Raw genomic sequence first — 14,082 nt, forward strand, 5'->3', positions numbered from 1 at the left:
GTTACTTTCACTAATCAACTAAATAAAGATTTTCCCCCCATAAGATTGTTGATTTCCCCTCCAAGTGGTACAATAAAAAGAAGTTTTAAAAAAGGAGTGGGAACAAATATGAATTTAATGCTGATCATTGTACAGGAAGAAGATGCCGCTGCATTGACTTCCGCCTTTAAAAGGAACAAAATCCAGGCCACAAAATTCGATGCCGAAGGTTTGGTATCCAACCGGAGACTGAAGTTATTTTTAGTTGGAAGCGACAAAACCGAAGAGGTGCTGAAACTGGTAGAAGCGAACTGCCAGGAGCGGTCCATTGAGACAGAAGTATTAGAATATAACGGACATATGATGGTTGATGTGCAAAAAACTATCGTAATCGGCGGCGCCACTGTCTTTATTCTTGGCTTATCGCAGTTGATCAAAATTAAGGGAGGAGTTAATGTAAAATATTAATTTCACCCATTATGATGATGGCAGTAAATTTGGTTTTATTCTGAATCTCAGTCAATTTTTACTACAAAAAGAGGATTCTCAAATCACACATGTGAATTGAAAATCCTCCTTTTATTCAGGCTGTTTTTATACAGCCCGTTTTCTTTTACATGGTTAAATTACGGAACCCTTACCCCATTCCGGTCCACTCTCTTCCCATCAGGAGTCACCGCGTCCGTCATCATTTTGCCGTCCGGATCCATATAATACCATTTTCCATTGGATTCTACCCATCCTGTTTTCATGGCGCCGGTTTCACTCAGATAATACCAGTATGTCTTATCCTGAATCCAGCCGGTTTTCATAGCTCCTGACTGGCCAGTATAATACCATGTGCCATTATCATTAATCCATCCGGTCTTCATATCCCCTGACTGGCCGCAGTAATACCAATGACCGCCGGTATTGATCCATCCGGTTTTCATATGGCCGTTTTCATCAAACCAGTACCATTCTCCACGGATCATCACCCACTCGTTGTTGGCTTCACTTCCATCGTTTTTCCTGAAGGTCCAGACGCCGCCCTCTTTGCTCCAGCTTCCCTGAATATCCGTACTGCCGCTATAAATGTCGTCGTTTTCATCCAAATCCTCCCAGTCCTCCGTATCCTCTGGAACGGACGGTTTGGAAGGCTTCTCATTGTCCGGGGCAGTTGTTTCTTCCGGCGGATTCACCGGTTTTGTCTTAGCCAGGGCCATATGATACGTCTCCATTTTCCCCATATCCGTTACCGGGGCCTGGGCGTGGAACCGGTCTACCGTGATGCAGGAATCTTCAATTACAGAAATGTCCACATCATTTTCGCTGTCCACTGTAATTTTCCCCAAATTCAAGGTCGTTTTCTTCAAAACGGTTTCCCGTCCCGACACATATACGGTCAATACCTGGTCCTCATCATCATAGATCGCTTCTTTTACCGGAATCTCCGTATTCTTTCTCAGACCGCTGTCAAATGTAAATGTTACGTCCTGGAGTTCTTCGCCTTCCAGTAAGAAACCGATCTGGAATGTCACCACATCTTCCAATGGATCATCCTTCTGTAAGCAAAGGGCAACTCCCACTTCATTCTTTTTTCCTTCTTTCCATGTCACAAAGCTGCCTTCTCCTGCTTTTGCCACCATAAACGGCTTGGCTGTCACTGCCAAAATTACCGCTCCAAGGAGACAAAGTCCTGTTTTTAACATATTTCTTTTCATTCTGTTTGTCCTCCTCATTGTATATTAGCAGCGCCGGCAGACGGCCGGATCGTAATTTCAGGCAGCACCTCCGGTATTGGTATAAACACTGTATCGCTGACAAGACGTTCCCCTTTGTTGGTATGAGCGTTGTCCACCCGGGATAATTCAGCCCTTACATAAGACGGCATCTGCATCCGTTCAAGGTCTTCCGGTTCGATATAATAAACCCACGTGCCATCACTGGTTTCACCCAGCTCTCCATGCTCCGGAACTTCCGCAAATATCATCTGAGCTGCCTTGACATAGCCATTTTCATCGCTGCCTCCCACGATATCACCGTTTTCATCAAACAGCAGAACCGCATTATAGGCCGGATTTCCCCGGTAGCTTCCCGTGAAAATGAAAGAGCCTTTAGGGATTATCTGCTCTGTTCCAGCCGAATCAGTTCCCGCGTCAAAGTCCTCCTTCAGTATTCCGATTCCATCTTCAAAGAGCTCAACGTTATCCCCGTTTCTTCCCAAGACATCCAGTTCCGCTACAGATAATTCCACGCCCTTCTGTCCAATTGCAGCCAGTTTTACATAAGAAGCATCGAACGCATACATCCAGCTGTCCCCTTCTTTGCTAAAGTAAACAGTCTGTGTTTCTGTTCCCTCATCAAATGTTCCTGTTTTCACCTCAGTCCAATTTACTCCATCCAAACTGGTAAATATCCCGTACTTCCTGATCGGCGTTCCCGCATCCCCAGGCGTATAAGAGAATCCGCTTATGGTTTCAACTTGGTTCAGATTGATGATGATCTCAGGATTTTCCTTTGCATTATTAGATGTAAAGCTGCCGGTATACACCGTGCCGGGGTCCCCGTCGATCACCTTTTCTACTGCCCGTTTGACAATTTCACAAGGATTGCCGTTTCCGGTTTCATAATCGGCATCGCTGTCCTCCTGCTTATCTTCCTGAGATACCATATTGGTGGTCACAGTCCAGGATGCTTTGTCCATATTTCCATTGTGGGATACCTTCACCGGCTCCATCACTGCCGCCTTACTGGTCCGGTTTAAATATTTATCATATCCGACAACCTCATAGGTAAATACCCGGTTATTGACCGTGGTTATATAGTCTGTAAATGTATCCTGATCCGCAGTCACAAATCCTACCGGATTGCTGATCTTCTCGCCTTTTACATATTCCGTGCGGTAAATTTCATATCCCAGAACCGCATCTTTCTTAGCCGCGTCGTTGTCCAATGATATTGTCACCGCATTGGTTCCTTTCTGGTAAGAAAGAGCCGCCTTTACGGTCATCTCCTGGGCTATGGAACCGTCTTTTCCATGTTCCATCGCGTAAACCCTGGCTTCATCATTCACAAACCAGATCGCCCTGGTTTCATCTTCAAACTGGGCCGCATATTTCCTGGTTCCTTCATCAGGTACCATACCCCACCGGGTAAAGAATTCCAGAATATTCTTTTCCGCCGCGGCGCAAGCCAGACGCATCAGCTTGTTATCCGTATCCCCTTGAACCTCTAATGCAACGTCTCCCGGCTTGGGAGCTAAGGATGGATCTCGGGAATACGTGTCAACCCTTGCAAAAAACAGGTTATTGAACTGCTCCTCATAAGTTTGATACATCTTGTAATTGTATCCGCCTCTGTCATAAGCTAAATGCAGCTGCCAGTAAAGTCCAAGCTGTGTAAATACATTGGAAGATCTTCCAACCACACCTGAAGTCACTTTGTCGTACACGTCCTTGTACTTAAAACGCACACTGTCATTGGTGTCCTTTGCCTGAGCTAATACGGAGAAATAATTATTGGTTATCTCCGCTATGGCATAAGTGCTCTCATTGATCTCATGGCCGATTTCATGGGCAATTCCCCAGCCCATATAGCGGCCGGTCTGGTATCTTCCGTTTTCATCCGCCTGGACGGGAACTGCCTTTGCAAGTCCAGGGACAGATCCCCACTCAATGCCGATATGTCCGCCTCCCGCATACATGAACACTCCGGCCGGCATCCGCTGGTATCTGATGTTCAAACGGCTGGATGGCAGACGGTTTTGGGCTCCGGCTTCCGGTTCATCGCTCAAGCCTTTATGATGATAAAATAAATCCACCATCTCCTCCATGGCCTTCAGAGATTGGTAAAGCTGTTCTGATTTTTCCTCCGTGCTCCCTGACAGAGCTGACAAAATCTGTTGGGAAGATACGGAGAACATCATATTTTTCATTACCAGATCGGTTGCGCCCAGCGTGCAGTTGTTAGCTTCATATGATGTTTCTATCCCATGTTTTTCATCATGCAGAGCGGCTATCCGCGGCACATATTCTTCCAGTTCCTTCACATATTCCGTAACCAGGTCTTTCTGAGCGTCGGAACTGGTTGCTGTTGTGATGTCCAGGACCGGAACACTGTTCCCTCCGCTGACGCGGACGCTGTAATCGCCCTTTCCTTTCGCTCCTGTATACTCCACATATAAGGAACCGCCATGTTCTGCATCCAGGGACGTCAGATCCGGGATTGTGATTTCATTCGCTCCCGCCTTTAAACTTCCCAGCTCTTTGGACCAGGAATCTTCGCCATGGTACTGGGTGGCAATCAGTTTCAGTTCCGTAGAATCTCCTGTTTTCTTGCCGGGAGCGCCTACGTAAACCACAATGGTTTCCCCTGCATTTGCTGAGATTCCAATCGGCTGCCATGCATTTAATCCGCTTTTAAATGTAATCGCACCATCTGCTTTTTTAGTGACGTCATTATGTATCTTTACAATGCCTTTTACGCCCAGGTCATCTAAGAGCTTCTGCGCATTATCCAGCTCCTTCTCCAGCATATCCTTTTTCGGATGCAGCTCGCCGCTCACATCATCCGGCGTATGAAGACGCTCCCTCAGCCGGTCTATAGCCGCCTGATCCGCATCCGCTTTTAAAGCCATATGCATATCATCCTCATAGAGGCCGAAGATTTCATCTTCCAGTGAATCATAATAATAGAATTTCAACTCCGCAACACCGATTCGTCCGCTGTTATAGGTTCTGAAATTCACCTGTATCTTCTGCGGGCTGATTGGATTCTCACACTGGAATTCATAATATGTCTTCTTGTTAGAGCTTGTCTTTTTTGATAATTTACCCGGCACCTTCACCGGCTTGCCGTCCAAATCCGTCCAGCAGTAAACGCTGGCATCATAAAATTCATATGGCTGCGCGTCATCCGGTATGGCTGCAATGGTGTCCATCTCATAGATTTGGTCAAATGTTATGATCGGCGATTTTCCCATTCCATTGGCCGGGTAGGCAACTCCGGCATCCCAGTCGTTTCTGACCCATCCGGTAGAATAATCTCCATCCACCATCGCAAACGGCAGTTCCTCATCCGTGCCGAATCCTTCCACATTCACAATGTTATAAGTCGCCGCCTGGCCTTCCTGTACCACATTGATCAGCTTATAATTCGGCGTGACAGGCGGATTTAATGTGCTTGTAGTCCCCCTGTAATGGGCTGACGGCCCGCTTTCGCCGATTTCATTCTGTCCCGTCAGATAGACCTCATATTCTGTCTCGTCCTCCAGCCCGTTCAGCACTGCATTGTTTTGAGCAATGCCTTCCACGCACTCAAACGCTCCATTTGCATCGCTGTATACACGATAGAACAAGGAGTAGGTATCCGTATCCTCCATATCCTTCCATGAGATATTGAGGGAGCGGTAACCGCTTTTAATCACTACATTTTCCGGCGGATCCGGCCTCTGGTCCGTCACCGGAATCACAGTGATGGAAGCGCTGTAGCCGCTTCTCCAATCCCCGTTAACCGACTGGACGCTTACGCTATAAGGCTGTCCATTTTTCAGCTTGTCATTGTTGAATGATTTAACTTCCAGCTTGTTTTCCTTGGTTTTTATGATTTGTTTTTTGCCTTCGTATTCAATACGCACCTCATAACCGGTAACATTCGGTTCCTTTTTCCAGGTCAATACAAATGATTTACTGCCTGCTTTTGCCGTCAGCTCCGTTGGAATATTCATTACAGGCGCCGGAATCCTGCTCTCCATATCATTTAAAAACTCCACCTTGGAGATTTCAACCAAATTCTTCTGGGAAGTTTTCGTGACTACGATGGAGATTTTCTTTATGGCCACCTGCCTGCCCAGATCGAGCACAAGCGTGCCGTCCGCGTCTCTCTCAATACGGGCGCCGGCACTGCGGTACACGCCCACGCCGGACCTAAGCATCTCTTTGTCCTGTACCTCCTCCGGAATATCCAGAGGTACCGTATGTAATTTCCCATTCTCATCCTCATAGGTCACCTCTATGGTTCCCGATTCAATCCCGCTGCCCCGCAAAGCGGATATGGCGATTCCTTCCGCCTTCAGTTCACGGTTCATATCCAGTTCCAGGACAATTGGATTCTCCTCTCCAACTTCCCCTTCTTCTATAGGTTCCAGCGTGAGGTATGTTGCGCTGTCGCCGTCAAAGAGATTCGGGATTTCACTGGGATCCGCGTTGCTGTCAGAGGCTACTTTTATATCATCCGGCCTCACTGTTGTAATTTCTGTAACAGAAGCCGTGCTGTGAGCAGTATTTTTATAGAAGATAGTGAAATACTGCAAATCCGTAAGATCCACTTCCCCATCTCCATTTATATCATAACATTCAAGCTCAGAGCGGCTGAACTTTCTGTCTCTGCCATGAATTGCCTCCAGCAGTTCTTCAAGATCTTCACTGTCAATGGTTCCGTCTTCATTGACATCTCCGGGTTTCAGAATTCCCGGATGCTTCGTACCTGATTTGAAGGTATAGCCCGGAAGGTAGTCATTCATCAGCATGACTTTATACGTGGACTCCTTCACATTGATATACTGTTCATATGATTCATATCCGTCTCCGGTCACTTCCAGCCGGTAACGCCCCGGAATCAGGTTTGTGAAAACCGCCGTTTCCGATCCATAGGAATCATTTTCTTCTGAATCCCAGTCAATCAGAACTTCGTGTTCTTCCTCATAACCATCCAGCTTTCTTTCCGCCGCTGTCAGGTTTACCTCAAAATTCGCAGTTTTTTCTGTCATCAGCACAGAATGAATCTCCACCTGCACAGCTCCCCGGTATCCCCCCATACCTTCCGCATACAGCCCATTGCTGCCCGATGCCGTCAACACTTCTTCGTCCCGATCTTCGGTTACGGATTCCAAATGCTCTGCGTTGCTCGTTGTCGCAATTTGATACTCCTCGTGTTCCGTATGCAGATACCTGCCTGTCTGTTTTGCGTCAGCGTTCAAAACCGACAATGGCGTCTGGAAACACAAGCTCAAAGCCAGCGTAAATATGGCTGCCTTTTTCATCCTCTTATCCTCCTGTATTCAGTTTTTAACGTCATATCTGCTTCCGGGCAATTGGTTACAGATAACGTTTTAACCATCCATTACCTCCACTTTCTGTAATAGTCAAACCATTATACTGTTTTCATTTTTAAAAGTCAATATTCCAGTCAAATTCAAAATAATATTCGAAATAATGTGATAACAGTTCAGATAGGTCTGCGCATTTACTGCGCGGACCGTACGAAAACATAGCGGTTGCAGGCATCCAGCCCCTCGCCGCAGTCGACTTTTAATGGGCTGGATGTGAAACAGTTCAGACCTGTCTGAACTGTTTCATAATGTGATAAGCGTTCATACGGCGGGTAACCCGATAAAGAAAGCCCGCTTGTAAACAGTTTTCTTCATCAGGTTACCCGCCGTATGGACGGTTACAAAATATATGGTATCAATACAGGAGGCGGTCCATTATTTTAAATACGCCCCAGACGCCTACCTCCCCGCCTTCTTCTCCACTGCCACCCAAATCTCACACTGGTAATCCGGTGAAAGCACATCGGCCGACGGATAAGCTTCAAAATCCGTACCTCCGCAGGGCTGATACTCGCTTGCCGGGAAAAATTCACTGTAAATCTGCTGATACAGCTTCTGAAATGCCTCCGGCATCTTGCCCACACATGGAAATACTACATAGGTATGGGCCGGAATCTCCTCCACAATAAAATCCTCTTCCTCCACCGGCAGCCCATTATACATAGCGCCAATGGCATACGGAAACTGTTGATCCGACGCATCCTTACCAAAGCTGGCCCCCACAATGCAGTTTTTAAAAATATTTTCCTCAGGAATATACCTGCACAACGCCGGAATTGTCCCGTCCACGCTGCACTGCTGCCAAAACTCCGAAATCTCCGCCGCAGTCAGTTCCTGATTGCTGGAAACCTTCTTCTTTTTCATGATCAGTTTAAAAGCATCCTTCGTTTCAATCCTGTAGTCCATCGCATTTCCTCCATTTAAAATAAGTTTTACGGACAGGCGGGAAAATGACTTCAGGACCGCACAGTTATTCTTCACCTGGGACGGCGCGATGCCATGAAAACGGGTAAATGCCCTGCTGAAGCTTTCCGGCGTATCATAGCCGTATTTCAGCGCAATATCAATAATTTTCGCGTCCGACCCCAGCAGCTCGCTCCCCGCAAGGGATAATCTCCTGCACCGGATATATTCCCCCAAAGTGAACCCGCATAGTATGCTGAACACACGCTGAAAATGAAAGCTGGAGGAATACCCCTGCTTAGCCACCTCTTCATAATCAATGGGTTCCATAATGTGCTCTTCCACATAATCAACCGCCCGCTGTATCCCTGTGATCCAATCCATCGTCTCTCCCCCTTCCGTATATCCCTATCTTAAAGGACTGCTGATGCTTTCTCTTGACTTTTTATGCTGAGTGATGCCTGGTTTCTCAGGCCACACCAACCGCGCTGCCGATTATGATCAGAATCGTGGAAATCACAAACCATATGCCAAACAGCGGCATCATCCATTTCATCCACTTATCATACCTCACCCCAGCCACCGCTATGCAGGCCATCATCGTGCCATTTGTAGGGAAGATCAGATTAGAAAGGCCGTCCCCATACTGAAACGCGCAGATGGCCATCTGCCTGGACACTCCCACCACATCGGAAAGCGGAGCCATGATCGGCATAACGACCGCCGCCTGGCCGGAACCGGAGGACACGAAGAAGTTAAAAACAAGGTTAACATAATACATAACCGGCCCTGCCAGCACATCCGGAAGACGGTGAAGAGGGATTGCCATTCCATAAATGATGCTGTGGAGAATCCTTCCCTGTGTCAGAATAACAGAAATCGCAGTTGCGCATCCGATCAGCAGCGCGGAAAATGTCATCTGCCTCGCGCCCTTCAAAAATGCCTGTACAAAGCCTTCGCTTCCCATCCGTCCAAAGCAGGCGCTTAAAAAAGCCACGATCAGCATCACTCCCGCCATATAGTTAAGCCCCCATCCCAGTTTCAGGGAACCATATACGTAAATGCCCATGCCAACAGCCAGGGAAACGAGAATGAAACCGTGGCTCAGCTTAAATTCCACCACTTCTGCCTCTACTTCATCTTCCGATAAAAATCCGCTTCCCAGCACACTTTTGCTCTGATCCATTTTCACCTTATTGCCATAATGCATCATATAAGCCACAGTCACAGCCATGATCACCGCCCATCCGAACAGCCGGAATCCAAAGCCGGACATCAGAGGCACCTCTGCGATCTTCTGGGCGGTCTGCACCGTCATAGGACACATGGGGCTCATAGCATAACCCGTATAAGCGGCCACAAATGTCACCGCCAGCCCCATGAGCGGATCCAGCTTCAGCTTCTTAGCCAGAATAATCCCTACAGGAACCACAGCCACAACCGGATTGGCCATAACCCCTACAGCCCCCAGCACCGACATCAAAATCGCCATGATGGGAATGATGACCATGGTCCTGGTCCCCATCTTCTTAATTAGAAGGGAAATAAACGCGTCAAATGCCTTTGTTTCAATCATCACATTAAAATACCCGCCCAAAAGTATGGTGAACAGGATAATAGAGGACCCATTCTGCATTCCTGTAAAAAAGGAATCTACAAATCCCCAAAGGGTAGTTCCGCTCTGCTCCACCCTGTGAAAGGTATTGGGATCAATATTCTTTGTCCCTTCCACCAGATCATACTGTCCGGCAGGAATTATATACGTCATAATGGCTGAAAATACCATAATAATAAATACAATAACAAACGCATTGGGTATCTTAGGTTTTTTCGCTTTCATAATCATATCTCCGTTTTTCTTGTGTAATTTTTCGGTAACAGTTCCGTACGGTCTGCGCATTTACTGCGCAGACCGTACGAAAGCATAGCGGCCGCAGGCATCCAGCCCCTCGCCGCAGGCGACTTTAATGGGCTGGATGCGTCTGTTAGAAATCATCAGGAAGGCTGAGTATGGTTTCCGCCAAAATTCTGGTCCGCTCTTTCATGGATTTAATCACAGCATATTCCTCTTTGGAATGGTTGTGAGCCCCCCTGACCCCCACCCCGCAGAGTACCGGAACCTGTTCCATAGCAACATATGCCCCATCGGAACAGCCCCCTGAACTGACCATATTGGGCTCCTTGTATCCCAGCTTTATACAGGCATTTTTATATACTTCAAACAGCGGCTCCGTTTTTTTCGTTTTTTCCATGGCTTTAAAGCCCGCCGCCGTCTCCATTTCCGTCCTCACACCTTTTATATACACCTTTTTAGCGATTTCCTCCAGCTGCGCAAGGGCTTCTTTCTCCTCCTCATTTGTCCGGAAGCGGATACCAACACCGAATTCACAATAATCAGGAATCACATTGACACCGCTGCCCCCTTTGATCGTTCCGCAGTTAAAGGTAGTTCCCTCATAATCCGTCAGCGCTTCAATATCCAGTATTTTCCGGGCCGCCTCCTTAATGGCGCTGGCCCCGTCCTGCGGCGCGGCTCCTGCATGGGAAGCGATTCCGTAAACCCTGAAAATCAGGGACGCTCCGCCTTTCCGCTCTGTAATCACATCCCCCGACAGAAGGCCGCTTTCACAGTTAAATGCCACCTCGCATCCCTGTATCCCCTCTTTATATAAGGCCAGGCTGTCTCCATTTGAAAGGGAGTGGGCCGTCTCCTCATCTCCTGACAGCAGAATTTTGAGCTGTCTTTTATCATATCCCCCATACATCAAAGCCTTTATTACAAAAAATGCGGTCACAATCCCGCCCTTGCAGTCATAAACGCCTGGGCCGTGAACATTTTCACCGTCCATCACAAATGCGTGCTTTCCAAATGCCCCTCGCCTATGCACCGTATCCATGTGTCCCATAAGCACCACCCCCGGAAGCGGCCCTTCCTTTGTCCATGCGGCCAGGCTGGGACCTGCATGTTCATAAATATATTTTTGGGTACTGAGCCCCAATGCCCCGCAGTATGTATCCAAATGAGCCGCCGCCTGAGCCACCCCATCTATATCCGCCGACGGACTTTCCAACTGTACGAGATTTTTCCAAAACTCTATCATCTCCTGCTCATGCTCATCGATGTAGGCCATGACCCGCTCTCTCACTTCCATTCTCAACCTCCTTATTTTTTTCAGCAAAAAACGCCAAACAACCTTGTTTGGCGCCTTTGCCGTTCATTTTTTGAAATAACATACAATCCGCATAATTGTATCATATTTTTCACAATATTTCCACAACAGAAAATACCCTGTGCAGTTTATTTTCCAAACCGCCAGGGCATTTTCTCTTTCAGTATTCATTTATCTCAGCCATAAAAAACCATAAATCAGCTTACTTCCTGTTCAGAATCTCCAGCAGCTTCTCCACATCTTCCTTCGTAGCCTTAGGAAGCGGGAAGGTAGCCTTATCAGAATCGATAATGCCCAGAGCCGCCATAGCCGTCTTAATATAAGGCACAAACGGAACTCCCACGCCATAGATATCCATCAGCCGGTTCACCGCCTGCTGTTTCTCCGAAATCTTCAGCAGGTCATTCTCTTCAAACGCATCCATCCATTCCTTAAAGAACCCCGGAATCACGTTGGAAAGCCCGCCGATACAGCCGTTTCCGCCGGAAATCACATTATAGGCAAAATTATCGTCAAAACCGGAATACACCTTGAAATCCGGGCGCACCGGTTTTACCATTTTAATGATCTCCCTCGTATGTGCCACTCCCGGAATCGTGTCCTTACATCCTACAATATTGGAAAATTCCCGGGCCAGCTTCAACATCACCTCAGGAGCGATATCATATCCCGTTCTGTCAGGGAAATTATAAATGTAAATATCCCCTTTCACTTCCTTCGCGATCTCTGCATAAAAATCATAGATGCTGTCGTCCGTAAGAGTGAAATAATAAGGAGGAATGATCACAACCCCGTCCGCGCCGCATTCCAACGCAAAATTCGACAATTCCACAGTTTCTCCCGGAATCATGCTGTTGGTTCCGATTAACACCTTCACTCTGCCTTTGATCTCATTCACCGCAAAACGGATAATATCCATCTTGTCTTCCTTGGAAACAGCAAAGAATTCACCAATACTTCCCAGCACCAGAATTCCGCTGATCCCTCCGTCAATCAGGTGGTTATATAACTTTCTCAAACTGTCAAAATCCGGCTTTCCATCCTCTTTAAACAGCGTCACCGCCGGTGTAATATATTCTGCTTTCATTTCAATATTCCCTTTCCGCTTCTGCTCTTGTGCGTTTCCGAAAATTGTTTACATTCTAGTATCCGGCGCCTTCCATAGCTGACAGCGCATGGTCGGTATACCGTTTATACAGCCCTTTTCTGCCCGAAGGTTTCTTAATCCCTTCTTCGCTCCTTTTTTTAAGAACTGCCTCGATTTCATCCATGGGCATTTCCCTGCCGTCAATGCCAACCACATTCAAAGTTCTCTTTTCCACATCATATTCGATGATATCCCCGGTCCTTATAAATGCCAGCGGGCCGCCCCGGGCCGCCTCCGGTGATACATGGCCGATGGCCGCACCTCTGGTCGCTCCTGAGAATCTTCCGTCAGTTACCAATGAAACCGAACCGTTTAAGTCCTTATCACATACAATGGCTTCCGTAGTCATCAGCATTTCCGGCATACCGCTTCCCCTTGGGCCTTCATAGCGGATTACCACAATATCGCCCGGGTTGATCTTCTTATTCACCACATCGCTGTGGGCGGCTTCTTCGCTGTCATAGACCCTGGCCGGGCCTTTATGGCTGCGCAGCTCTTCCGTACATGCCGAATATTTGATAACAGAGCCTTCCGGGGCCAGATTGCCTTTCAAAATGGCTACGGAACCATTTTCCTTCACCTTTTCAACCGGGAAAATCACATCTTCCCGCTCTAATCCGTAGTTGTGAAGATATCTCACATTCCGTTCAAAGAACCGGTCTTTCCGGATCATTTCCAGATTCTCTCCCAACGTCCTGCCGGTTACGGTCATCACATCCAAATCCAGATAATCCCTTAACATCCACTGAACCATGGGCACTCCGCCCGCAAACCAGAAGCTCTCCGTCAAATGCTGACCGCTGGGGTTCACATTGCAGAGGTGGGGGATCTGATGGTTGATCTCGTCAAACCACTCAATTGGAAGTTCAAATCCCGCTTCCCGGGCAATGGCCGGAAGGTGGATTGTAGCGTTGGTGGAGCCGCCGATGGCGCTGTGCACCACGATGGCGTTCCTCATGGCTGCCGGGGTGATGATCTGAGACGGGGTGATTTCCTTCTCAGCCAATTCCATGATCTTTCTTCCCGCCAGTCTGGCATATTCCAGAATATCCCGCATGGTCGCCGGAACAAGGGCGCTTCCAGGAAGGGCCATTCCCAATGCCTCCGCCATACACTGCATGGTAGATGCGGTTCCCAAAAACGTACATGCTCCCACAGACGGGCATCCGGTGATCTTATATTCCCTGATCTCTTCCTCTGTTATCTCATCCTTGCGCTTCTGTCTCAGCGAAATATCGCCTGCTACCAATGAGGTTGTCATATCCGGCCCCGGCCTCATACTTCCTCCCGGAAGGAATATGGTTGGAATATTCATTCTGGCCGCCGCCTTCAAATGCGCCGGTATGGACTTATCACAGGAACTGGAAAGCACCATTCCATCCCATGGCACAGCGCTGGCATGTACTTCCACCATGTCGCAGACCGCTTCCCTGGATGCCAGCACCAGGTTCATGCCGTCATGGCCCTGGGCGCAGCCGTCACAAATATCCGTGATATGGTATTTCGCCCCATATCCGCCTTTTTCCAGAACTCCCCATTTCACCTGTTCCGTCACCTGGTTTAAATGAACGCTTCCCGGGTGGGAATCTCCATATACATCTTCAATCAAAATCTGCGGCTTTGTAATATCCTCTTCCGACCAGCCGCTGCCCAGCTGCAAAGAATCAAACTGAGCCCAAAGCAGACGTTCTTTTTTACTTTTCTGTTCCATAATAGGTTTCCTCTCGAATTTTTTTTTACATTAAGGGTGAAGGCATTTTTAAAAATGCCTTCACCCTTGATGTTAAAAAAAA

The 14,082-nt window shown here is 47.7% G+C and carries 8 protein-coding genes; 1 reads left to right on the top strand and 7 read right to left on the bottom strand.

The features are described 5' to 3' along the window. Positions 1–447, top strand: a 447-nt coding sequence (locus GPL15_RS17150) for a cyclic-di-AMP receptor (RefSeq protein ID WP_252198487.1), incomplete at its 5' end; no start/stop codon positions are given. Positions 448–605: 158 nt separating this feature from the next. On the opposite strand, the gene GPL15_RS27550 is transcribed toward GPL15_RS17150, so the two are convergent. The 7 genes from GPL15_RS27550 to ilvD all read right to left on the bottom strand — a co-directional run bounded on the left by GPL15_RS27550 (position 606) and on the right by ilvD (position 14,000). Continuing rightward, positions 606–1,682, bottom strand: coding sequence for a hypothetical protein (locus GPL15_RS27550; protein ID WP_252198488.1), 1,077 nt, complete (start codon positions 1,680–1,682; stop codon positions 606–608). Positions 1,683–1,696: 14 nt separating this feature from the next. Beyond that, positions 1,697–7,000 (bottom strand): fibronectin type III domain-containing protein, encoded by a 5,304-nt coding sequence (locus GPL15_RS17160; protein WP_215699916.1) that lies wholly within the window; start codon positions 6,998–7,000, stop codon positions 1,697–1,699. 468 nt (positions 7,001–7,468) lie between these two features. Beyond that, positions 7,469–8,356, bottom strand: coding sequence for an AraC family transcriptional regulator (locus tag GPL15_RS17165; protein ID WP_215699917.1), 888 nt, complete (start codon positions 8,354–8,356; stop codon positions 7,469–7,471). Between the two features lie 85 nt (positions 8,357–8,441). After that, a complete protein-coding gene (locus GPL15_RS17170) occupies positions 8,442–9,812 on the bottom strand; it encodes an AbgT family transporter (protein ID WP_215699918.1) in 1,371 nt (456 codons plus the stop codon). 145 nt (positions 9,813–9,957) lie between these two features. Then, entirely contained in the window at positions 9,958–11,124 is a 1,167-nt protein-coding gene (locus tag GPL15_RS17175; protein ID WP_215699919.1) for a M20/M25/M40 family metallo-hydrolase, read from the bottom strand. A 220-nt stretch (positions 11,125–11,344) separates the two neighbouring features. Beyond that, positions 11,345–12,229 carry a dihydrodipicolinate synthase family protein gene (locus tag GPL15_RS17180; protein ID WP_215699920.1) on the bottom strand — a complete coding sequence of 295 codons (885 nt, stop codon included), beginning with the start codon at positions 12,227–12,229 and terminating at the stop codon, positions 11,345–11,347. A 55-nt stretch (positions 12,230–12,284) separates the two neighbouring features. After that, positions 12,285–14,000, bottom strand: a complete 1,716-nt coding sequence (ilvD, locus tag GPL15_RS17185) for a dihydroxy-acid dehydratase (protein WP_215699921.1) — start codon at positions 13,998–14,000, stop codon at positions 12,285–12,287. Positions 14,001–14,082: the final 82 nt, after the last annotated feature.

Source organism: Clostridium sp. MCC353, from assembly GCF_018785315.1.
In the GTDB taxonomy this organism is placed as follows: domain Bacteria; phylum Bacillota; class Clostridia; order Lachnospirales; family Lachnospiraceae; genus CHH4-2.